The sequence below is a fragment of the Sporosarcina sp. ZBG7A genome (assembly GCF_000813425.1).
In the GTDB taxonomy this organism is placed as follows: Bacteria; Bacillota; Bacilli; order Bacillales_A; family Planococcaceae; genus Sporosarcina.
In genome coordinates this window covers 1-20,479 of the sequence record NZ_JWIB01000018.1, presented here as the reverse complement: position 1 = coordinate 20,479, position 20,479 = coordinate 1, and the positions used below count along the sequence as shown (strand labels likewise).

Sequence of the window (20,479 nt, the reverse complement as noted above, 5' to 3'; positions counted from 1 at the left end):
GCCGAATGTGGCTGAACGTCTTTTACAATATATTAGCTTATTCACTATCTGTTTTGACCTCTACAGGCTTGTCAGATGTAACGGAAGCACCAGAATCAGCTGATAAAAAGTCTTTGAGTGCTTGCGTGTTTTCATCAAAGTCTATAGCTAGGACTGCACCGACACCTGGAATCCGTTGATCTTCATAAGACCCGTCAATTGGCAAACGCATGGATTCTATCCCAGATTCTTTGTTGCTCAACAACCCTTTGCCGATTGAAATCATAGTTTTCTTATCTAGGTTTGTGTGTACGTAACTGTCGGCCATTCCAAGTAACTTAGGAAGACTTAGTATACTGTGTAGACTTGAAGCTTCGGTTTTTAACTTGGCTAGAGCTTCTTGCTGTCGATCCACACGACCGAAATCACTTTTGCTATCATGCCGGAATCGTACATAACCTAACAATTCATTCCCGTTAAGACGTTGAACGCCGGGTTCTAGCGTCATGTTAATGCCGTGAGACATTTTATAGGGGATATCGACTTCAATTCCATCGGGAGCAATAACATCGACCATCTTAGGGAAACCATCGAAATTGACTTCTGCATAATAATGAATGTCTATCCCTAAGTTCTCTTTGATCGTTTGACGAACAAGCTCTGGGCCACCCAATGAGTAAGCTGCATTCATTTTATGTTTACCGTGCCCGGGGATATCGACGTAAATATCACGCATGACGGAGACTGTTTTCAATTCTTTCGTGTCCTGATTATAGTGTCCAATCATCAGTGAATCAGAACGTCCTTCATCGTCATTTGGACGAGCATCTGATCCTAATAGTAAAATATTGATCTCCCCATATTGTGGTTCAGGAGCGTTAAATATATCTTCTTCACCTTTATTAGGTTTTTCGCCTGCGAGGGATTGTCCAGCTTTAAACTGATCAATCAAAAAATAGGCCGCACCACCGATAAGGAGGAATAATAGGAGTAGAATCACCCAGATTTTTTTCTTTTTTTTACGAGTTCTGCGTTCAGAACGGTTCATAGTGCCACCACCTGTAGTTGGTTCCGCAAATATGCGGTTTGTTGCTTGATAAGTAGGACGCATCTCTACAAGAAATGTTTTCTCAAATCATTTATTAGTCTCTAACTAATGAAGCATACGACGTAACTCGATTTTTTGCAATAGTTAACTACCTGTCGAAAGTATGGATTGTGATTGCATAGAGAGGGTATGCTAGTTATAATAGCATTTGAATAGATGGTTGACTCACCTTTATAGTAAAGGTGTGACGGATTGTCCTTGTCTTCTCCGTCTGACAGGACTTTTTTTGTTTCTCTAATTCACTAAAAAAAATTATGGCTATAGTTGAAAGGAGATGTGTGATGTTTTTTATTGAAGCTAAACGAATCGTTACCGTTATTTTAGGTGCGTTATTATTAGCGGTATCATTGAACTTATTTCTGATTAACGCGAACGTTTACGCAAGTGGTTTTGCAGGGATTGCCCAACTACTCTCAAGTGTTCTTTCTGATTTTGCAGGAATAACTGTCTCTACAGGGGTGCTCCTCTTAGTATTGAACGTTCCGGTTTTCATACTGGGATGGTTTAAAGTAGGGAAAGGTTTTACCATTTACAGTATCGTTTCTGTAATATTTACAACGATTTTTATGGGGGTTCTTCCTGTAATGTCGTTATCTGATGATATTATCCTCAATGCTGTATTTGGCGGAGTTATCGGAGGGGTTGGCGTCGGGATTTCCCTGAAACTGGGAGCTTCTACAGGAGGAATGGATATCGTTGCAATGGTATTGTCCCGTTTACAAGATAAGCCGATTGGAACCTATTTCTTATTACTGAACGGGATCATTATTGTGGCAGCTGGATTTTTATACGAACCGGAAAATGCGCTATATACGATGGTCGCCCTTTATGTATCCACTGCAGTAATTGATGCGATCCATACGCGTCATGAGAAAGTGACAGCCATGATTGTAACTCGTAAAGCAGACGAGCTACAGGAGGCCATTCATAATCAGATGGTGAGAGGAATTACAATCTTGCCTGCTAAAGGTGGATATACGAAAGAAGAAAAGAATATGATGTACTTAGTCATAACACGATATGAACTGTACGATTTGGAAAAAATAATTAATGAAGTCGATCCACATGCTTTTGCAAATATCGTTCAGACTGTAGGCATTTTTGGTTTCTTCCGTCGCGAAGGTCAGTCGATCACATAAGGTTGGAACACCCTGCTATGAAGCACAGCAGGGTGTTTTTTTACTTGCTCTTACCCCGCTCAGACTTTCTATAAAGTTCTTTTAGTGCCTCACGTTTTTCACCGTATGTAGAATAATCAGCTGAGAATTCTTCACGTCCCGGTAACGTAGGGGGTTTTGACTTCTTTTCACCATCTATATTGCGTTTCGCCATTTGCAAACCTCCTTTTTAAAAAGTATGTGTAGTAATGGATGCTTTTAGTCACCGCTTGAAGGTGGACGCCATACTTATAGAGTGAAAGGGGAGGATGGGTTGGTAACCGTTACTTCTGTACAAATTGAAGGGCATAGTTTTACAGCTGTCTCCGTTTCGCTTCCGAAAACTACTTTGCTGACAGTTTCAAACGAGAACGGGTATATCATGTGTGGCGCACTTGACGTTGGATTGTTGAACAGGTTGCTGTCAGATCGCCGTATTGTAGCGGGGCGCGCCACTGGTGTGAAAACAATTGACGAGTTACTTGCGGCACCGCTGGAATCAGTGACGCTTGAAGCGGAAGAATGGGGTATTACGGCAGGAATGACCGGAGAACAAGCATTGTTGAAGATGATTTAGTGTGAAAAAGAAAACGAAACAAGAATCTCTGGGTTTCATTGAGATTCTTGTTTTGTTTTTGACACATTACCTCAATAAGTTTGTTTGAAATCGGGGATTATTGTTGCGATTCCCTATCTGATGTTTTATGATGAAAATGAGAAACAATCTCAATAACTACATAATCGCCATGCGGTCAACAGCGAATGGTTTTTGCGCATGGGAAAGGTGAGTGCTATGAAAAAAATCATTTTCGCTGCAATTGTTTGTGGCGTTACACTAGCAGCTCTTGCAGCACGTAATTTCACTGGAGTCTTCACGGACGGTCTGATCGTGGGGCTTCTGGTAATTACGATTTTAGCAGGCTCATCGGCCATCATCGCAGTCAAAGAACGCAGAAGACAAGCATGGCATTGAACAAATGATCTGAATGTAGCCGGCAGGTGATTTCTGCCGGCTTTGCTCTTTTAAAATGCAACTTTTCATTCAATCAGATAGGGGACAGCATATGAATATTCATGTAACTTACGGAGATGTAACAGAGTTAAAGGCAATTAAAGAAAGTTTAACAGCAGAACAACTTGTTCTGATGGAACTTGGAAACGAAGCTGTACTTATCCAAGAAAACGACGGTACTGCAGGGTTCGCTGAAGCAGATTCTTATACAGTACTCGATGCTTCAGGTGAAATTATCAATGGAAACTATGCAGTTTTCAATAACATTCCTGTCACTACAGAAGGAAGAGAACTTTTTGAACAACGATTCATGGGCCGCGCTAGACAGATAGAAGATACTGAAGGGTTTTCTGCAATTCGAGTACTTCGTCCATTAGAAAGCGATACGTACGTCATTTTGACAAAGTGGGAAGATGAGGCGTCATTCAAAGCGTGGCAAAATTCTCAAGCTTACGCGAATGCACACAATAAGCGTGGGACAGACGAAGGTATTGACAAAAAACCAAATATATTCTCTCGTCCATCGTTTGTGACAACATACCAAAAAGTAGACTGAATGAACAGACAGAACCGGTTTCCCATTTCATAATGGGAAACCGTTTTTTTTGTTTTGCAAGTTATAAATGTTTAAAAATGATAGGCAAGTGAAAGAGAACACTATAGGTTGAACTGAGGAGGGGTTAAATTGAAGAAGAAAATCATAATCTTGCCATCATTGGCTCTTATGATTGGTCTGGCAGCATGTGGTGCTGAAGATGATTCAGAAGAGGCGATTGCAGGAAAAGATGTTGAAAAGAATAATGAAGCTACTGAAACTGCGGATGACATGCAACCGGAACCATTCACTGTTCTAGTAGATTTGAAAGATGCGGATGGTCAAACTACTGGAACTGCAGAATTGGAAGAGACTGAAGAGGGTATCAATGTGCATGTAAAGGCGGAAGGACTACCAGAAGGAAAACATGGACTCCATTTCCACGAGACGGGTGTTTGTGAAGCACCTGATTTCGAATCTGCAGGTGGCCACTTTAATCCGGATGAAAAGAATCATGGACTTGAAATGGAAGGAGGACCACATGCAGGTGATCTGCCTAATTTGGAAGTAGGAGAAGATGGGATTGTAGATGATGAATTCACGGCTAAAAATGTGACTTTGGGAACTGATGAACCTAATTCTTTGTTGAAAGATACTGGTACAGCACTCGTGATCCACGCCGGGGAAGATGACGGTGAAACTCAACCGTCCGGAGATTCGGGAGAACGTATTGCATGTGGCGTTATTAAGTGACAAAAAAATGGACAACCTAGAAATCAGGTTGTCCATTTTTTATAGTTACATGAGAGAGGCGACAATTCCCCGCTCATCATCTAGTAGGAATTTAATACCCGTTGCGTAAGGATCTTGGTGAAGTTGTTCTTCAATCCATAACCTGAGTGCTTGGGTCATGTCGAATGTATTCATGTTGACGGTCATCCCGTTGACAGAAGCTTCTGCATAAAAACCTTCGTCATCATCATAGAACAGTTCAACTTCTACTTGCTCTGGTGTAACGGATTTGTTTTTTGCCTGATGCAGGCAAATAGCATTAATGATGTCTTGTTCCTCAATCATCAGTTCTGCCACCGGTGCATGTCATCTTTATCCTGTTTCTTTTTCTTGAAATACAGATAAGCCATTCGGATAACGCCGATAATAGCGATGATCGCAAAGACATTAACGAGTAAGCCTAAAATCGAACCAAGAATACCCATGTTGGCAAACAAACCTCCGAATAGAAGTCCTGCTAATCCACCAAGCATAAGGCCTTTCATCAGCCCTCCAGATTTTGGTTTTGCTGCTTGTGATCCGTTGTTTTTAGTGAAGGAAGTATTGTCCTTCTTATCGACTGCTGGTTTGTTGAAATTGTTTTGGTTAGGTGAAAATCCTTTTTTGCCTGATTTGTAGCCTTTCGCTTCTGCAGATGGTGAATGATCGTTAAATACGATCGTTCCAATCGGTGAAAGAATGAGCGTGAGTGCTAAAAACGCTGCCGCAATTTTTTTCATGAACTAGTAAAACCTCCGATGAAGTAATGGATTGATGTCAATCCTCTTCACCATTGTACAATAGAATGATTCAAAGTTAAAATGGTTCACTCTTTACAATTGAGGAACGAACGTTTTACAGTCTGTTTCACTGCTGGACTTTGCATGGTTGCCTTTCTTGCTGACAACATAAATTTCGTCGGCTTCACACTTGTTTCCCTCAGACCAAAACTTACAATTATTCACTTCACATCGAATCCGCTGTCCCATTCCGAGCACCTCCTTTTTTATATAGGATGTGCAAGACATACGCCACTATACAAAGTAAATAAATATTAATTAAATGCCAAACTAAAAACTTGAAGTATATGAAAAAGAGGCGTATAGTGACTTGATGGTAATCTGATTAGGAGATTATGACATGCGGATTTGTAAAAAAATTACGTATTATTCAGCACATAGTTTACCTAGCTTCAGAACAAAATACATTAAACTAAAAAAGGGGATTTGCACATGACTACGCCGCTCAATCCTGAAGAAGCAGCAAACGTTGCTACAGAAGGCACACAGTTACCTTCCAATCAAAAACAAGATATTCTAGACCAGTTGCTTAAACCAGAAGTTCAAGAATCTTTGACAACTCTTGTCGAAAAACTTCCACAACTAACGGAGCTTGTTGACGTAATGACAAAATCCTATGATGTTGCTAAAGCAGTTGCAACAGACGAAGTATTGGTTAACGATACAACTGAATTCATGAAAGAAATCGTAGGTCCTGTAAAAGATTCTGCGAAAAATATGGCAGCGACTGTCATCGAAGCAAAAGATCTTGCTTCAAAAAATACAGAGACAATCGGTTTGTTTGGTCTTATGAAGATGATCAAAGATCCTGAAGCTCAACGTGTTTTCCGTTTCTTGAGCGCTTACCTTGAAATTGCTGGACAACGCAACCATACAAAATAATTTGAACTAACTATTAGTAGAAGGGGACTAGACAATGACCAAACACATCGTTATTTTAGGAGCAGGTTATGGCGGTCTTTTGACAGCGCTAAATGCTCGTAACTTCTTGTCAGAAAGTGATGCAACTATCACACTTGTTAACCAAACACCAACTCACCAAATTATTACAGAGCTTCACCGATTAGCTGGAGGTACGACTAGCGAAGGTGCGGTTGCACTACCTCTTGAAAAACTACTTGCTGGTAAAGGAGTAGAATTGAAAATCGCTACTGTTGAGAACTTTGACGTGAATACGAAAAAAGTGAACTTGGCGGGCGGAGAGACACTTACTTATGATGCACTAGTTGTTGCACTTGGTAGTAAAACAGCGTACTTCGGAATTCCAGGACTTGAAGAAAATAGTATGGTTCTTAAATCCGCTAGTGAAGCGAACAAAATCTTTAAACACATCGTCGACCGCATCAAAGCGTATGCAACTTCTCGCGACGAAGCTGATGCGACAATCATGATCGGTGGCGGCGGTTTAACAGGCGTTGAGCTTGTTGGTGAAATCGTAGACAACATGCCTAAAATTGCACGTGAGCACGGTGTAAACCCTGCTGATTTGAAGATTATGCTTGTTGAAGCTGGTCCGAAAATCCTTCCAGTACTACCTGATCACTTGATCGAGCGTGCAACTGAAAGTCTTGCAAAACGTGGCGTTGAGTTCTTAATCGGACTACCTGTCACAAACGTTGAAGGCAACGAAATTTCACTGAAAGACGGCCGTGTCATTAAAGCGAATACATTCGTTTGGACAGGTGGCGTTACTGGTAATCCACTCGTTGGAGAATCTGGTATTGAAGTCGACCGTGGTCGTGCAACAGTAAACGAATTCCTTCAATCTAAATCTCACCCTGATGTATTTGTTGTCGGTGACAGTGCTGTTGCTTTCCCTGCAGAAGAGGGAGCACGTCCATACGCACCAACTGCTCAAAACGCTTGGCAGATGGGAGAACTTGTTGGATACAACGTGTACGCAATGCTTACAGGCAAGTCTATGGAAGTGTTCAACCCAGTAAACTCGGGTACACTTGCTAGCCTTGGCCGTAAAGATGCAGTAGCATCAATTGGTGGAAACAATACTTCCCTTAAGGGAATGCCAGCTTCATTGATGAAAGAAGCAAGTAACATCCGATACTTGACTCACATCAAGGGACTATTCGGTCTCGCTTACTAAGAAATACTAGAGGACAGTCACAGAACTTCAGTACATACTGAGTTCTGTGACTGTCTTTTTTATTATTTAAGGAACGATTATGATTCGAGTTGTATACTATATTCTTACTAAGTTGTTTGCTAATAGTCAGAACGATTCGTCATTTGACAGAAGAAAACTAGATTCGCTATAGTTAGCAATGACGGCAATTTAGTCCGTGCAAAAAAGGAGAGTTGTATGCACGTAAAGTATTGGAAACCAATTAAAGCGCCAGCGCCGAGGAAATCGCACAGATTCTCGGCAGACGAGGTGGAGGTTCATCGAACATTCGGCGGATGCCTCCTGATCGCAGATACCCGATCACATGCAGTTCCTAAAACACAGAGGTAACTCGGTGACACAACAGGGATGTAGCAGGTATCATACAAATTTAATGGCCAGTCCGGGCAGAACTGCCTGAACGACCTATACAGTTTTGACTCCGGGCTGCCTGATGCGGAGGAACAATTATGTGCGGAATTGTAGGCTATAACGGAAAGAACCAAGCAGCAGAGATTTTATTGAAAGGGCTGGAGAAGCTCGAATACAGAGGATATGACTCTGCAGGGATTGCATTCCAGACTTCTAAAGGCGTGCAAATGTTCAAGGAAAAAGGACGTATTGCGGATTTAAGAGACGCAGTAACGGAAGAAATCGATGCACATGTCGGGATCGGCCATACGCGCTGGGCAACCCATGGTGTACCAGATCAGAAAAACTCACATCCACATAAAAGTGCATCTGGACGTTTTACACTTGTCCATAATGGTGTCATTGAAAACTATGAAAAACTGACTCGTGAATACTTGCAAGATATCCAGTTCGTTTCTGATACGGATACGGAAGTCATTGTCCAACTGATTGAGTACTTTGCAAACACGGGAATGACAACAGACGAAGCGTTCCGTAAAGCGTTATCGTTGTTGCATGGTTCGTATGCGATTGCGATGTTAGACGAACAAGATTCGGATACGATCTTTGTTGCGAAAAATCGCAGTCCATTATTAGTTGGAATAAGTGAAGAGTGCAATGTAGTGGCATCTGACGCCATGGCGATGCTTCAAGTGACTGATCAGTTCATCGAGTTACATGACGGTGAAGTTGTTATGCTTGGGAAAGATGGCATTGTAATCGAAACTCTTGATGGCGATAAAATCGAGCGGGCTCCTTATACAGCGGAACTCGATATGAGTGATATTGAAAAAGGGACATATCCTCATTATATGTTAAAGGAAATCGATGAGCAGCCAGGTGTGATGCGTAAAATCATCGATGCCTACAGCACGGAAGAGGGCGCTTTGGATATTGACCCGTATATCAAGCAAGCATTTCAACATGCAGACCGTCTTTATATTATCGCAGCAGGAACAAGCTACCATGCGGGCTTAATAGGAAAAGAATACTTTGAAAAACTAGCTGGTTTACCGGTTGAAGTCCACATTTCTAGTGAGTTTGGCTATAATATGCCACTTCTTTCTAAAAAGCCATTGTTCTTGTTTATTACACAATCTGGCGAAACTGCAGATAGTCGACAAGTGCTTGTAAAAGTGAAAGCACTAGGATATCCATCAATCACAATGACCAATGTGCCCGGCTCTACGTTATCGCGTGAAGCGGACCATACGTTGTTGTTGCATGCAGGACCAGAAATCGCTGTGGCATCGACTAAAGCATATACGGCTCAACTCGCAGTGCTTGCGATCACAGCTTATTCATTAGGCGGAGGTTCGCGGAAGCTAGACTTGAAAAAAGAGTTAGCAATTGCAGCTAACGCGATTCAAACGTTAACGGATGCTAAAGAAGAGATTGAAAAAATCGCTATAGAGCTATTAACCGATAAGCGTAACGCCTTTTTCATCGGACGTAATCTCGACTATTATGTGAGCTTAGAAGGTGCGCTAAAGCTGAAAGAGATCTCCTATATCCAAGCAGAAGGATTTGCAGGAGGAGAACTGAAGCACGGAACAATCGCATTGATTGAAGAAGGGACTCCGGTCATCGCACTTGCGACTCAAGCAACTGTCAGCCCTAATTTACGAGGTAATGTAAAAGAAGTCACAGCCCGTGGCGCACACGCTTGCATCATCTCGATGGAAGGTGACAGTGAACCAGGAGATCGACTCATCTTGCCTCATGTCCATGAGCTATTGACGCCACTAGTAACAGTTATTCCGCTTCAATTGTTGAGCTATTATGCATCATTGCAGCGGGGATGTGACGTGGATAAGCCGCGGAATTTGGCGAAAAGTGTTACCGTGGAGTAAGAAAATTTAAATTAAATAGAATTGCATAAATTAACCTCTTTGGATAGAATTGTCTAAAGAGGTTTTTTATTTGTATTTAGAAAAGCTGTGATTGATTGGTTAGGGAGTACGCCTTTTTAGGATTCAAGTTTATACGGTATTCCGGCCAGTTTTAACTTAGAGAAGTGGTGTATGTTATGGGCAGAGAACGACCAGGTTTATTAGCACTAGTGGTACTTACATGGATTGCTTATATCATCTGTGCAATGATATTTGGATTTAGTCAGTGGTTTGTCGATAGTCTCGGTATCGCGTCTATTGTTCTGCCGGGAATATTACTTTTTATTGTTTGGAAGAATAAAGAAAATAAAAATGATTTTTTAAATTAACTAAGTTACATCAACTGGCCGAGTTGTGGAAAACAGGCTGCGCTTCAAAGTGGCTATTATATTAAACGAGAAATTTATTATAAGAGATAAAGAAAGCTAGAAACGGTGGTGAATATGAATGGAGAACTATGGAATGTCAGAGGGATTTTGGACAGAACCTATTATAATACTATTATTTACTATTCTACTAGTTGGCATTATTCCAGCTATATTTCGTTATAAAATGGGAGCTGATAAAAAGAAGTGGTTTTCTTATAATCATATAAATAAGCTCCATAAAAAAATCGATTGGACATTGCGCATAATTTATTTGATTTCTATAATAGTGAGTGCAATATTTTTTTATACAAAGCCTCTTTTAATATCTATTATTCTTGCAGTTTTCGTATTAAGTCAAATCATTGTCCAGGCATTTATAGAATGGAAGTTTTCGGAAAACAGGAAAAATTTTAAGGTTTCTCTAATCCAACTTGGTTTAACTTTAATTACCTTAGTGGGTGTATTCTTCTGGATAAAATATTACTTCTGAAAGTATTTTATTTTAGGTAATAACACTAACCGACCTCAACTTTGAATAAATATTAGATCATCTAAAATAAGGATTATCCATCACACTGGCTAGATTTTTAAGTAAGAATGATACACATTATTGAAAATAAGTTGTTCGAGAAAAGGGCTGAAATTCAGAACGGACGGGAGTGTTTTTGTGGATTTTGGAAGTGAATACTTGAAGATTGTGAAAGAAAGATTTGAAAGTGTTAAAGAGTTAGGAGATAAAACAATAAGCCAATTATCAGAGGAAGATATACACTGGCGATTAAACGAGTCTTCAAATAGTATTGCGATTATTGCAAAACACGTAAGTGGAAATATGATTTCCAGATGGTCAGACTTTTTAACTACGGATGGAGAAAAGGCATCTAGAAATCGTGATCAGGAATTTGAAGATGACATTTCCTCAAGACAAGAGATGATAACTATTTGGGAAAAAGGCTGGATTATTCTTCTTGATACACTGAATGGGTTAGAAAACCAAGACTTATTGAAAAATATTACCATTCGTGGTGAGAAGCACACTGTGCTAGAAGCAATCGAAAGGCAACTGGCTCATTATGCTTATCACGTTGGTCAGATGGTTTATATTGGGAAGCAATTAAAAGATGAAAACTGGGAAACCCTTAGCATCCCAAACGGAAAATCAGATGATTACTTACAACAGAAGTTAAAAAAACATCAGTCTAAGTAATATTAGACACTTGTTCTGGAAATGAGGGCTTTGCAGGACCTAACCTTACTAAAAATACGGGAGGTGACTTTGTGAAAAGATGGCTACCATGCATCACTTTGCTGTTCGTTTTGATTGGAATCCTCAGTGCTTGCAACGATCAGAGCATTGTTAAACTGAAGGGGGAAAGTGATTATTGGGAGGGGACATTCGTGATGACTCATCCTTTCAAAAAGAAGAGTACAGAGGCCCTTTCCTATACGGACTATGAGTTGAGGGTGACATTCAAAGGGAAGTCCAAGGAGTTGGAAGGTGTGAATACATTGGAATATGTCTATGAAACAGATTTAATAGGCGCGAGCACAGAGCAGCGTTTTCCTGACCTTCCCGAAAATAAGACATTTTCGCTTAAAGGGCAAGAAACTGGCGAGACCGCTATCGAGAAAGATGACAAGATTCTTATTACCATCAGGTGGGATGGACAGGAAGAATCATTCACTGTGGACTGACGAATTGCAGCAGTTCAAGGGTTGAAGCAACACTAACACGGCAGCTTGACAGGATTGAAGACAAAATCGATCGAATCTGACGATTGGCTGGTGGAAGACAGGTATGTATTTATAGCAGAAAAGTAATATATTTGTGCATTCAAATAGGCTGACGATTTCTTATTCTTAGATAAGAATAAATAAGTTGTAGAGATAGAGCGGGAGTTTATTGAAAATCAGTAATCCTTTCAAAAATCTATCTCTATTATCGGGTGCAGTTGTAGAAGAATCATCGTGCCTGAAACCGGCCGGTAAGTTTAGAATGGCTTGGTTTTTTCTAGGGATATTAAAAGTTTAATAATGAAAATGTATAGGCTATTAAAGCATGAAGAAATATTATTGAACAGTCGGGGTGATCCTATGGAAATTTATCAATTTAAAAAAGAAATGGGCAAAAAGGTCACACAATTCAGTTCGGATTTTATATTGACACGTATTGCCCTTACTCAGAAAGCAAATATTGGATGTATGCACTTAGAGGAGAACGGAGTACTTGGTTAAAGAACATCTTTTAACACTAGGGGTTGTTAGTAGATGAAGAATAAAGTATACATTATCTTTTGTTTATTATTTATTCCGCTGGAAGTCTATTTTACAATTACAAATTATTCGAGGGGGTATCCATTTGTCGTAAATGTACTTTTATTGGTAGGTTTTCTAGCAGTTTTATATTTTTTAAGTGGAAAAGAGAATAGAGAGGCAAAATAGATATTGGGAAATGAGAAACTGATAGATATAAACATTCGGGTGCGTTTGTATTATAAACAAATGCTCCAACACCGCAATCGGGCCACTATCTAGTATGCAGATTGTTGCTTTGCGCTCCAGACGGAACGCTTTCCGAGGGGCGTGGCTTGAGCCTCCTCGGTCGCAAAAACGCTCTCTGCGGGGTCTCAAGGCGCACGCTGATCCCTCCGGAGTCGTCCGTCTTCCGCTCCAAGCAACGGCGAGTACTATAAATAAAGCGTCCATTCATCAAACTGGCCACTTTAACGGAACAATATCTAAACGTTTGTTAATAGCCTGAAAACATATTGTTCACTATAAAAAAACGAGATGAAGAAATTGGAGAGGAAACTATTGTTAGGAGAACAGTTCTATAAGCGGGTAGGCAAATCACGAAATACATTTTTGATATTTGCGATTATAACCATTCTTTTCTATTCGGGAATATCATTCACCTTTGTAATCCCCGGACTGAAAGGGTTTAGTTTGTCTTCTATGGCTTTGACATTATTAATGTATTTCATTGCAGCAAACATATTTGTAGGCTTATTTAAAGATAGAATATGGTTTGTTTTTACGATTTGTATAATTTTAAACGGCCTTGGAATGGGTTGGCGTTTATGGCTTGAATGGGGAGAATTTAGTTTAGTTGAACATACGAGTCTGGCGGTTTATATCGGCTATCCAACTGTTAGTGCTATCATCATTACAATATTTTATGTCATCGGCAATTCTATATTTGGAAAGAAAGTCAACTTTTCATAAAGATAACAGAGCGTTTTAAATGAGCTATCTTCCACTATTGGGGACAATTCTGGCACAAGGAATTGCATATGATTTACATAAGGGCCAAATTGATGATAGAAACGGAGGGCTAAGATGCAATTTACTAAGAAATTAGGTGGTATCTTTATTCTCGTCCTTATTTTACTTTCTAGTTACATGTTTTTCATTTACACCCCTAACATTGAAAGTCGAGAATTAGTAGATTTTGATACAGTTAAGCCAAACTCTTTTAAAAAAATCACGAACCAAAGTGATATAAAAACAATTAAAAAATCTATAAGAAGGGCTAAAAGGATAAGCGGAGTAGCAGATATGGCTGATCCTACTCATATCTTGAAAATAAAAAATAAAGAATACTATTTGTGGATACACGAGAATTCTAAACGGGCAACTGTGATGAAAAAGAGCAATACGCATACAGTTTATGTTATAAACTCGGCAGAAGAGATTTATAGAATTTTAAATTAGATTAACTTCAAAACTTGCTACACCTATATTTTTTTATTATCGAACAAAATATTTTTTGGGAAAACAAGAGTTAATAGCTTTTTATTAATAAGTACAAGACTACAATCGGGGGCTATTGTCTGATGTTCAAATTAATTAATCAGAATAGGGAATATAATTATTATGATTCTATGGACTATATTACTTATTAGTATTGCAATTGATACCTTTACACCTGACCTACCATTATCAGACATTCAAGTAATGAATACAGTTGTTTCATAAGGTTTATGCTTCAATTGGATGCATTTCTCGAAGAAGAATTGCACCCTTTTTCAGTATTAGAGCTAAATTGAAGAATGTACACTTGTTAGATGGAAACATTAATTATGCTAGTCTGATGATCATTTTGGAATGAAGGAGAACTGAGTATGACAAACAGAAAATTAACTAGCTTATTATTCGCATTGATCTTTACGAGTTCTATACTGTTAGGATGTTCAATCGATAAATCTGAACTTATTAAAGTGAAAGGGAATGGACTAACTTATAGCGAGTATTTCAAAGCTTATGATGGTTTAGATGAAAGGGAGCATATTACATACTACAAGCCTTTTCTAATAAATGAAGAAGGATCATCCTTGCCGATACAAATAAAAGATACTATGAATAAAATTGACTCAGACAAGCTGCCGTTTAAAGTGGATGAAGAGAAAGCTTATCTAGTGGAGTCGAAAGATAAAAACGGAAAAATAAAGCACCAGGTACAATTAAGCTATCTTGGTATGGATGAGTACGAACAAACTAATGATTTCTTTATCGTTTCAGTGACTGAAGCAGATAAAAATCCGATAGAATTATACGATATAACTGATCAGGTTGACTCGGTAGGAAACAAACTTATAAAAGAGCAGCTAACGGAAAATCTTTCTATCTATCAGCAAGTCCTGACAACGAATAGTGCGTTGCTATTTACGTATTATGAAGAAAATGAAAATGGAATAATCGCCACAGGGACTGCTGCTAATGAATTCTATGCATACTACAACGGACACATTTATCACATAGGGTATTTATTGGATAATGAAAAGAATGTTACCGAAATGCAGAAAAAGATGTTGCAGTTCGTTCGTGAATATATCCTAGCTAGTAAGCTTCCTCTGTGACTAAATTAGTGAAGTAATAGGAAATTAATTTTGATTGTGCCACCATTGGGGGCTTTTACTGTACAACAATGTGCAAGAATAGAGCCATTTTGAAGAAGATTACAGGAGCGAAGAAATACGATAAGGAAGGAGAACAAGGGATGTCTAAAAATGTGATTTTAGCAATAGCAGGAATGATTGTAGGTTGGTTAATTATCAGCTTCTTTACAAAGAGCTTTGATATGCAATACATAATTGTTGCGTTATTTGGGTTTTTGCTAGGTTATATAGTTAAAAAAGAAGAGAAGGAAGACTGAATTGCATTACTATAATTGGTGGAGATTCTGGCATTTAGAGTCTACTCCCATTCATTAATAGGGGTAGTTTACGAGATAATGAGGGAAAATAAATTTTAAATAAAAGGGAGTTTTTTTATTGAAACAAGCTTTACTAGTTATTGATGCACAACAAGAACTAATTGATGGTAATGAAAAAGAATGTAGCGTCTATAATAAGACTTCATTGTTGGATAATATTAATACAGTGGTAGAAAAAGCAAGTGCATCGGATAGTTTTGTTGTCTTCATAAGAGATAAAGATGTTGCTGAAGGCATAGGTAAGGGATTCGAGATCCATTCTGATATTCATATCCCTAAAGATTCTAAGACATTTGATAAAGAGGCGACAAATTCGTTTTATGAAACTCCATTATTGGTTTTTTTACAAGATAACATGGTTGAGCATCTTGTTATAATGGGCTGCAAAACGGAGCATTGTATTGATACTGCGGTTAGAACGGCAACAGTAAGTGGCTTCGATGTCACCTTAGTAGGCGATAGTCATTCAACAACGGACTCCCAATCTCTAACTGCTGAGCAAATCATAGCCCATCATAATGAAGCTCTTCATGGACATTACAACGTTGATAATTTTTCAGTGGTTAGAAATGTAAGTGAAAATTTGTTTGTTCCAAATCACAATGAGTTTCGATAATGATATTTATAATTTCTTCATCAAATGGGGCGATTAATGCATAAGGGTTGCCTTTGAATCGCTTAATTTAGTGAAGTAAGAATAATCAAATGCCTGTATCTCTGATTACTTTGTGATCTAAGATGCAGGCTTTTTAGTTCAACTATAATATCTCTATCTAAACATAGTAGGAGCGCTTTTTAATATAAGATATTTAAGTTTTTAATGAGTTCTCCAGAGTTGTCCGATAGTCTTCTTATGATTTAAATAAGCGAAAGATTATTCTTTCTAAATGTCTTTGGGGCACTAGTAATTATTTTGGATGGCTTGAAATTAAAAGCGGGGGGGTAGAGGGATTATATTATTTAAGAACTTCTCAGCCAGGGTCATTTGAAATCTTAAGTTTAAGTGGCTGTTCATATCTATAGATTCATCTGCATGCCAAAAAGGAGATGTGCAATGTGGACGCACGCTTGGAACTATTAAGCAACTTCATGATGAGATTGCACGAAATGCATTTTGAATTTCAAATAACAAAGCCACGATCAAAAAATGAGTTTCCTTTAAACTTTTTATGGATAAGCTGTCTCTATAAGTGAACTGTAACTAAATTAGGAAAAGGTTCATTTATCATTTTCTGAGAACATTGGTTGAGGAGGAGTTCTGTTGAAGAAGGATAAGACTAAGCAGAATAAAAAAGAGATGAAACGGGAAACACTCACTACGCGCCAAGGGCATCCTGTGAAAGATAATCAGAACATCCGGACGATTGGAGACCGTGGTCCTGCAACACTTGAGAATTATCATTTCATAGAAAAGATTTCTCATTTTGATCGTGAAGAAATTCCGGAACGTGTCGTCCATGCGAGGGGCTCTGGTGCATTTGGTTATTTTGAAACTTATGGCAAGGCGGGGGATGAGCCAGTGGAGAAGTATACCCGTGCCAAAGTGTTTTCAGGTGAAGGGAAACGAACACCCCTATTGGCTCGTTTTTCTACTGTGGCAGGAGCAAAAGACTCTCCTGAAACTGCACGGGATCCAAGGGGATTTGCGGTGAAAATGTATACCGAAGACGGAAACTGGGACTTGGTCGGGAATAATTTGAAAATCTTTTTCATCCGTGATGCCATGAAGTTTCCGGACATGATTCACGCGTTCAAAGCTGACCCTGTCTCGAATGTTCCGCATCCGCAACGGATGTTTGACTTTGTGTCTCGAACTCCGGAGTCTATCCATATGATTACCTTTCTGTTCTCGCCATGGGGCATCCCTGCGACCTATCGTCACATGCAAGGATCAGGTGTGAATACGTATAAGTGGGTGAATGAAAAAGGGGTGGCTGTACTGGTCAAATATCATTGGGAACCGAAACAAGGTATTCGTAATCTAACACAGGATGATGCAGATGAAGTTCAAGGGAAGAATGTAGGACATGCTACACAGGATTTGCATGAAGCGATAGAGCGTGAAGACTATCCGGAATGGGAATTATTTGTGCAGATTATGGAAGACGGATACCACCCTGAACTGGATTTCGATCCGCTCGACGATACAAAGCTCTGGCCGGAAGATCAATTTCCTTGGTTGCCGGTGGGACGTATGGTATTGGATCGTAACCCTGAGGATTTCCATATGGACATTGAGCAAGCTGCCTTCGGAACTGGAGTGCTTGTGGATGGTATGGACTTCTCAGATGACAAGATGCTACAAGGTCGGACATTCTCCTATTCGGATACGCAGCGTCATAGAGTAGGCACCAATTATTTGCAGCTACCTGTCAATGCACCTAAAGCGGCTGTCCGCACCAATCAGCAACGGGGACAGATGGATATTCGCGATTCCCGTGAGTCCGGTGAAAATCCTCATATCAATTATGAACCATCCATGCTTGGCGGATTTGAGGAAGCTCATGAGGATACTCGACCGCCACATCGACCAACGTATAACGCAGCAGCCATGAGTGCGCCAATCGACCGTCCGAATAATTATGGGCAAGCGGGTGAAACGTTCCGTCAGTTCGAGGATTGGGAGCGAAAAGAATTGATTCACAATCTTTCAGAGGCACTATCGGCATGCGATTCCCGTATTCAAGAAGCTATGATTGAACACTTCACCGAAGCAGATGAAGAATACGGCCGTCTCGTCAAAGAAGGCATTGAGAAAAAAGTAAGAGAAATGAAAGAAACAACTGCTGGATCCGACATTCCGGGGCGTGATTCAGGGAAGTCGAAATTTGGACAAGGGACTCCTGAGTCAAAAGAAGCGGTGGAGGATGCAGTTGAAAAAGGACATGAAGCAGATCCTTATTAATAACTGAAACTAAGGAACCTCACACATTCAATGGATGCGTGAGGTTTATTTAATATAGAGTGTTTGTGCGAAATATAAGATTGAATACATAACAAATTCTTTTGGTGAATCAGGATTGAAAATTAGAATGGGAGAGGCGATTGTTATAATTTAATATACTATCGTTGACGGATAGGTTTAGTTTTTTTCTGAGCTGTTCGAAATCGCACTGATATTGCGGTGAAGACAGTTAGTGATGTCCGCCTGTATATAGCGTAATTCAATCACAAATTAGAACGAAACTTTATTATGATATAATTATGATTTTAAAATAAAGCGTGGCCATTTAGATTTCCCCGTGGAGGAAGCAAAAAAAGCTTGTATGAAAATACATATCCGGATGGGAAAATTAAATTTGGTGAGACTTAATACATAATTGCAACAGAATAAAGTACACCCACAAAAGATGCAATTCCCCACAATGAAATTGAAGCATACTTATTGCTGAAAAATTAATATTTAGGGCGAAAATAAACCTCGAACAATGATGGAATATATATCCTTAATAAGTTCTTTATTTATTTTATGACTATGTGGAATTAGTAGTACTAAAAATTACAAAGATGCAAAAAACACGATGAAAAGTTCGGTTAATTAGAATCTATCGTAAAACCGTATGAAGAATCCAATGGAGTTAATGTGTAAAGGGTCAGTAAATCCTAACATTTCACAAGTCTGTATTATATTTTTTCAAAACACATTACTATTCCTCTTAATGGATATAAAAAGGATTAACTGAAATTACAATCATTCATATTTTATGTTATACTCATCCTGAATAAGTAATGGAAGGGGCATTATACATGTGTTGCTCATGCTGTCCAGTAGTTGAAAAATCCCTTATCTGAAAAGAAAATTATTAGATAAGGAGATTGAGATATGTTAGTTCAAAATAAAATTATTCAAAGTGTTAGAGATAAATGTAGTGAAGATGAATTGGTTTCAGCATGTATGATGTACGGTTCTTTCACAAAGGGTGAAGGAGATCAGTACTCTGATGTTGAATTTTATATATTCATTAAAGATGATGAAATGGATAATTTTAGTTCAGGAGTTTGGATTTCTGAAGTCTATCCAGCTGACTTAATCTTTTTCAATGAGTATGGCACAGAGGTAGTGATTTTTTCAAATATGGTACGCGGAGAATTTCATTTTCTACCAGTATCAAAAATAGAAGTCATAAAAGATTTTAAGCCTACTGGAGTTTTTCCTGATCCTGAGTCTATGTATATTTATGATTCTACGGAGCAATTAAAGACTTTGCTTTATAATTTAGGCGGACCTGGACCAGATCGAACGACCGATGAAAATGTAAACTTTGCATTTAATAACTTCGTGAATGCCTGGTTGATGGGTGTAAACGTTCTGAGAAGAGGAGAGTTAGCCCGTTCTCTGGAGTCATTAACCCATGTGCAAAAATATATACTACAAATGATAAGGGTAAAGGAAAATATGGTTGAACGATGGCTAAACAGTACCAAAAATTTAGAAGAAGATATAAGTATAGAGTCGTATCAAGACTATGTATCAATAACCTCGAAATTAGAGGAGAATGAAATAAAAAACGCTTATAAGAATGCTTTGAATATAGTTAGAGCATTGAATGAGATACTAGGCTCTCACTATATAATTGATGTTGACAATGATCTTATTAGCAAGCTCTACAGCTACCTCAACGAATAACTCAAGTATGGAAATCCACTGCTTATAAGTAGTGGACTCTTCAATTTACTTGATGCGATGATGGGGAATTTATAGACTAACCATCTTTATAGAAAAATTAAATTTGTATCCAATAATAAAATTCAAACATTTTAGACGGAATTTTCTAAAGTGGATTTTGATAGGTAGATTTGAAGAGCTTAGAAATTGTTTCTTATATCCGATATACTGATTGACAATTCAATCTAAACAATTTATGATATTGAAAAATGTGATGAACTGTTCGAAGTAGTTTTGTAACCTTGGAAACAGAGACTTGGTGGTAGGTGCGAACCAAGCAAGGTGCAATAACGAATTACAAACAGGGAGCTGACGATGTATTAGTCCGGTTTTGGCCGTTATCTATAATGAGTGAGCAGGATTTTTCTGCTAATTTGGGTGGTACCACGGAGCTTCCGTCCCTTCAATTTTGAGGGAAGGAGGCTTTTTTATTGGTTCTATAATAT

General features: G+C 38.9%; 25 protein-coding genes and 1 other annotated feature. Of the genes, 20 read left to right on the top strand and 5 right to left on the bottom strand.

What is annotated here, in order from left to right; translation table 11 throughout:
- Positions 1 to 37 precede the first annotated feature (37 nt).
- Positions 38 to 1,027: an LCP family protein gene (locus RL70_RS07890; protein WP_052245851.1), complete on the bottom strand. Its 990-nt coding sequence runs from the start codon at positions 1,025 to 1,027 to the stop codon at positions 38 to 40.
- Between the two features lie 341 nt (positions 1,028 to 1,368).
- Between RL70_RS07890 and RL70_RS07885 the strand changes: the two genes are divergently transcribed.
- Positions 1,369 to 2,226: a YitT family protein gene (locus RL70_RS07885; RefSeq protein WP_039042875.1), complete on the top strand. Its 858-nt coding sequence runs from the start codon at positions 1,369 to 1,371 to the stop codon at positions 2,224 to 2,226.
- 40 nt (positions 2,227 to 2,266) lie between these two features.
- Here the strand turns inward: RL70_RS07885 and RL70_RS17855 are convergent, their stop codons facing one another.
- Complete coding sequence (locus RL70_RS17855; RefSeq protein WP_156137949.1) at positions 2,267 to 2,419, bottom strand: hypothetical protein; 153 nt, start codon at positions 2,417 to 2,419, stop codon at positions 2,267 to 2,269.
- A gap of 99 nt (positions 2,420 to 2,518) precedes the next feature.
- Here RL70_RS17855 and RL70_RS07880 point away from each other — a divergent pair, with 99 nt between their 5' ends.
- The 4 genes from RL70_RS07880 (at position 2,519) to RL70_RS07865 (ending at position 4,544) form a co-directional block, all read left to right on the top strand.
- Positions 2,519 to 2,821, top strand: coding sequence for a YunC family protein (locus tag RL70_RS07880; RefSeq protein WP_039042874.1), 303 nt, complete (start codon positions 2,519 to 2,521; stop codon positions 2,819 to 2,821).
- A gap of 216 nt (positions 2,822 to 3,037) precedes the next feature.
- Entirely contained in the window at positions 3,038 to 3,217 is a 180-nt protein-coding gene (locus tag RL70_RS07875) for a hypothetical protein (protein ID WP_039042873.1), read from the top strand.
- A 91-nt stretch (positions 3,218 to 3,308) separates the two neighbouring features.
- Entirely contained in the window at positions 3,309 to 3,812 is a 504-nt protein-coding gene (locus RL70_RS07870) for an antibiotic biosynthesis monooxygenase (RefSeq protein WP_039042872.1), read from the top strand.
- A gap of 129 nt (positions 3,813 to 3,941) precedes the next feature.
- Complete coding sequence (locus RL70_RS07865) at positions 3,942 to 4,544, top strand: superoxide dismutase family protein (RefSeq protein WP_039042871.1); 603 nt, start codon at positions 3,942 to 3,944, stop codon at positions 4,542 to 4,544.
- A 45-nt stretch (positions 4,545 to 4,589) separates the two neighbouring features.
- Here RL70_RS07865 and RL70_RS07860 read toward each other — a convergent pair whose 3' ends face one another.
- The 3 genes from RL70_RS07860 to RL70_RS17525 all read right to left on the bottom strand — a co-directional run bounded on the left by RL70_RS07860 (position 4,590) and on the right by RL70_RS17525 (position 5,551).
- Positions 4,590 to 4,868: a DUF2653 family protein gene (locus RL70_RS07860; protein ID WP_369795213.1), complete on the bottom strand. Its 279-nt coding sequence runs from the start codon at positions 4,866 to 4,868 to the stop codon at positions 4,590 to 4,592.
- A complete protein-coding gene (locus RL70_RS07855) occupies positions 4,868 to 5,302 on the bottom strand; it encodes a hypothetical protein (protein ID WP_039042869.1) in 435 nt (144 codons plus the stop codon). Before RL70_RS07855 ends, RL70_RS07860 begins: the two co-directional genes overlap by 1 nt.
- Before the next feature lie 93 nt (positions 5,303 to 5,395).
- Entirely contained in the window at positions 5,396 to 5,551 is a 156-nt protein-coding gene (locus RL70_RS17525; RefSeq protein ID WP_081760197.1) for a DUF1540 domain-containing protein, read from the bottom strand.
- Between the two features lie 243 nt (positions 5,552 to 5,794).
- On the opposite strand from RL70_RS17525, the gene RL70_RS07850 reads away from it, so the two are divergent.
- The 15 genes from RL70_RS07850 to RL70_RS07780 all read left to right on the top strand — a co-directional run bounded on the left by RL70_RS07850 (position 5,795) and on the right by RL70_RS07780 (position 19,994).
- Entirely contained in the window at positions 5,795 to 6,244 is a 450-nt protein-coding gene (locus RL70_RS07850; RefSeq protein ID WP_052245850.1) for a DUF1641 domain-containing protein, read from the top strand.
- A gap of 34 nt (positions 6,245 to 6,278) precedes the next feature.
- On the top strand, positions 6,279 to 7,463 hold the full coding sequence (locus RL70_RS07845) for an NAD(P)/FAD-dependent oxidoreductase (protein ID WP_039042868.1): 1,185 nt from the start codon (positions 6,279 to 6,281) through the stop codon (positions 7,461 to 7,463).
- Between the two features lie 488 nt (positions 7,464 to 7,951).
- A complete protein-coding gene (glmS, locus tag RL70_RS07840; RefSeq protein WP_039042867.1) occupies positions 7,952 to 9,745 on the top strand; it encodes a glutamine--fructose-6-phosphate transaminase (isomerizing) in 1,794 nt (597 codons plus the stop codon).
- Positions 9,746 to 9,921: 176 nt separating this feature from the next.
- A complete protein-coding gene (locus tag RL70_RS07835) occupies positions 9,922 to 10,113 on the top strand; it encodes a hypothetical protein (protein ID WP_039042866.1) in 192 nt (63 codons plus the stop codon).
- Between the two features lie 118 nt (positions 10,114 to 10,231).
- Positions 10,232 to 10,642 (top strand): DUF4181 domain-containing protein, encoded by a 411-nt coding sequence (locus RL70_RS07830; RefSeq protein WP_082003360.1) that lies wholly within the window; start codon positions 10,232 to 10,234, stop codon positions 10,640 to 10,642.
- A gap of 177 nt (positions 10,643 to 10,819) precedes the next feature.
- On the top strand, positions 10,820 to 11,359 hold the full coding sequence (locus RL70_RS07825) for a DUF1572 domain-containing protein (RefSeq protein ID WP_039042864.1): 540 nt from the start codon (positions 10,820 to 10,822) through the stop codon (positions 11,357 to 11,359).
- Between the two features lie 71 nt (positions 11,360 to 11,430).
- On the top strand, positions 11,431 to 11,847 hold the full coding sequence (locus tag RL70_RS07820; protein ID WP_039042863.1) for a hypothetical protein: 417 nt from the start codon (positions 11,431 to 11,433) through the stop codon (positions 11,845 to 11,847).
- 399 nt (positions 11,848 to 12,246) lie between these two features.
- Positions 12,247 to 12,387, top strand: coding sequence for a hypothetical protein (locus RL70_RS07815; protein WP_039042885.1), 141 nt, complete (start codon positions 12,247 to 12,249; stop codon positions 12,385 to 12,387).
- Positions 12,388 to 12,966: 579 nt separating this feature from the next.
- Complete coding sequence (locus RL70_RS07810; RefSeq protein ID WP_052245849.1) at positions 12,967 to 13,377, top strand: hypothetical protein; 411 nt, start codon at positions 12,967 to 12,969, stop codon at positions 13,375 to 13,377.
- 114 nt (positions 13,378 to 13,491) lie between these two features.
- Complete coding sequence (locus RL70_RS07805; RefSeq protein ID WP_039042862.1) at positions 13,492 to 13,866, top strand: hypothetical protein; 375 nt, start codon at positions 13,492 to 13,494, stop codon at positions 13,864 to 13,866.
- Positions 13,867 to 14,276: 410 nt separating this feature from the next.
- Positions 14,277 to 15,011, top strand: a complete 735-nt coding sequence (locus RL70_RS07800) for a hypothetical protein (RefSeq protein ID WP_039042861.1) — start codon at positions 14,277 to 14,279, stop codon at positions 15,009 to 15,011.
- Between the two features lie 89 nt (positions 15,012 to 15,100).
- Entirely contained in the window at positions 15,101 to 15,307 is a 207-nt protein-coding gene (locus RL70_RS07795; RefSeq protein WP_156137948.1) for a hypothetical protein, read from the top strand.
- A 118-nt stretch (positions 15,308 to 15,425) separates the two neighbouring features.
- Entirely contained in the window at positions 15,426 to 15,983 is a 558-nt protein-coding gene (locus tag RL70_RS07790) for an isochorismatase family protein (RefSeq protein ID WP_039042859.1), read from the top strand.
- Between the two features lie 681 nt (positions 15,984 to 16,664).
- Positions 16,665 to 18,272: a catalase gene (locus tag RL70_RS07785; protein WP_052245853.1), complete on the top strand. Its 1,608-nt coding sequence runs from the start codon at positions 16,665 to 16,667 to the stop codon at positions 18,270 to 18,272.
- A 918-nt stretch (positions 18,273 to 19,190) separates the two neighbouring features.
- Positions 19,191 to 19,994 carry a hypothetical protein gene (locus RL70_RS07780; protein WP_039042857.1) on the top strand — a complete coding sequence of 268 codons (804 nt, stop codon included), beginning with the start codon at positions 19,191 to 19,193 and terminating at the stop codon, positions 19,992 to 19,994.
- Between the two features lie 244 nt (positions 19,995 to 20,238).
- Positions 20,239 to 20,439 (top strand) — a binding site (T-box leader).
- The last annotated feature ends 40 nt before the right edge of the window (positions 20,440 to 20,479 follow it).

Excerpts from the sequence above, each read along its gene's own strand:
- RL70_RS17525 (WP_081760197.1), bottom strand. The coding sequence starts at position 5,551 with ATGGGACAGCGGATTCGATGTGAAGTGAATAATTGTAAGTTTTGGTCT.
- RL70_RS17855 (WP_156137949.1), bottom strand. The coding sequence starts at position 2,419 with ATGGCGAAACGCAATATAGATGGTGAAAAGAAGTCAAAACCCCCTACG.
- RL70_RS07830 (WP_082003360.1), top strand. The coding sequence starts at position 10,232 with ATGGAGAACTATGGAATGTCAGAGGGATTTTGGACAGAACCTATTATA.
- RL70_RS07885 (WP_039042875.1), top strand. The coding sequence starts at position 1,369 with ATGTTTTTTATTGAAGCTAAACGAATCGTTACCGTTATTTTAGGTGCG.
- glmS (WP_039042867.1), top strand. The coding sequence starts at position 7,952 with ATGTGCGGAATTGTAGGCTATAACGGAAAGAACCAAGCAGCAGAGATT.
- RL70_RS07870 (WP_039042872.1), top strand. The coding sequence starts at position 3,309 with ATGAATATTCATGTAACTTACGGAGATGTAACAGAGTTAAAGGCAATT.
- RL70_RS07835 (WP_039042866.1), top strand. The coding sequence starts at position 9,922 with ATGGGCAGAGAACGACCAGGTTTATTAGCACTAGTGGTACTTACATGG.
- RL70_RS07845 (WP_039042868.1), top strand. The coding sequence starts at position 6,279 with ATGACCAAACACATCGTTATTTTAGGAGCAGGTTATGGCGGTCTTTTG.
- RL70_RS07800 (WP_039042861.1), top strand. The coding sequence starts at position 14,277 with ATGACAAACAGAAAATTAACTAGCTTATTATTCGCATTGATCTTTACG.
- RL70_RS07860 (WP_369795213.1), bottom strand. The coding sequence starts at position 4,868 with ATGATTGAGGAACAAGACATCATTAATGCTATTTGCCTGCATCAGGCA.
- RL70_RS07780 (WP_039042857.1), top strand. The coding sequence starts at position 19,191 with ATGTTAGTTCAAAATAAAATTATTCAAAGTGTTAGAGATAAATGTAGT.
- RL70_RS07815 (WP_039042885.1), top strand. The coding sequence starts at position 12,247 with ATGGAAATTTATCAATTTAAAAAAGAAATGGGCAAAAAGGTCACACAA.
- RL70_RS07850 (WP_052245850.1), top strand. The coding sequence starts at position 5,795 with ATGACTACGCCGCTCAATCCTGAAGAAGCAGCAAACGTTGCTACAGAA.
- RL70_RS07785 (WP_052245853.1), top strand. The coding sequence starts at position 16,665 with ATGAAACGGGAAACACTCACTACGCGCCAAGGGCATCCTGTGAAAGAT.
- RL70_RS07890 (WP_052245851.1), bottom strand. The coding sequence starts at position 1,027 with ATGAACCGTTCTGAACGCAGAACTCGTAAAAAAAAGAAAAAAATCTGG.
- RL70_RS07855 (WP_039042869.1), bottom strand. The coding sequence starts at position 5,302 with ATGAAAAAAATTGCGGCAGCGTTTTTAGCACTCACGCTCATTCTTTCA.
- RL70_RS07875 (WP_039042873.1), top strand. The coding sequence starts at position 3,038 with ATGAAAAAAATCATTTTCGCTGCAATTGTTTGTGGCGTTACACTAGCA.
- RL70_RS07805 (WP_039042862.1), top strand. The coding sequence starts at position 13,492 with ATGCAATTTACTAAGAAATTAGGTGGTATCTTTATTCTCGTCCTTATT.